This window comes from Mesorhizobium sp. P3_A9 (assembly GCF_056402975.1).
Genome location: NZ_JBFUGJ010000772.1, coordinates 1 through 740, shown reverse-complemented (window position 1 = coordinate 740; position 740 = coordinate 1). Strand labels below are relative to the sequence as shown.

General features: G+C 68.4%; 1 protein-coding gene. It reads left to right on the top strand.

Annotated elements, in window-relative coordinates:
- Positions 1 to 740 (top strand): VCBS domain-containing protein (locus AC1DX0_RS36660; protein WP_477359499.1); only part of this gene is annotated, 740 nt, incomplete at both ends.

The window sequence follows — 740 nt, the reverse complement described above, 5'->3', positions numbered from 1 at the left end:
GAACACCGGCGGCCAGCTGACGATCACCGACCCAGACACGGGTGAAGCGCATGTGGTGGCGCAGGCCAGTACGGCCGGCATCTATGGCGACTTCTCGATCGACGCCGACGGCGCCTGGAGCTACGCCGGCAACGGCGCCCACAACGAACTGACCGCGGGCCAGGTCGTGACCGACACCTTCACGGTGACGAGCCAGGACGGCACGGCGACGGGGACGGTCACGGTGACCATCACCGGCACCAACGATGCGGCGACGGTGAGCTCGGACTCGAAGTCCGTGACCGAAGGCGACACGGCGGCGGCACTGAACACCGGCGGCCAGCTGACGATCACCGACCCAGACACGGGTGAAGCGCATGTGGTGGCGCAGGCCAGTACGGCCGGCATCTATGGCGACTTCTCGATCGACGCCGACGGCGCCTGGAGCTACGCCGGCAACGGCGCCCACAACGAACTGACCGCGGGTCAGGTCGTGACCGACACCTTCACGGTGACGAGCCAGGACGGCACGGCGACGGGGACGGTGACSGTGACCATCACCGGCACCAACGATGCGGCGACGGTGAGCTCGGACTCGAAGTCCGTGACCGAAGGCGACACGGCGGCGGCRCTGAACACCGGCGGCCAGCTGACGATCACCGACCCAGACACGGGTGAAGCGCATGTGGTGGCGCAGGCCAGTACGGCCGGCATCTATGGCGACTTCTCGATCGACGCCGACGGCGCCTGGAGCTACGCCG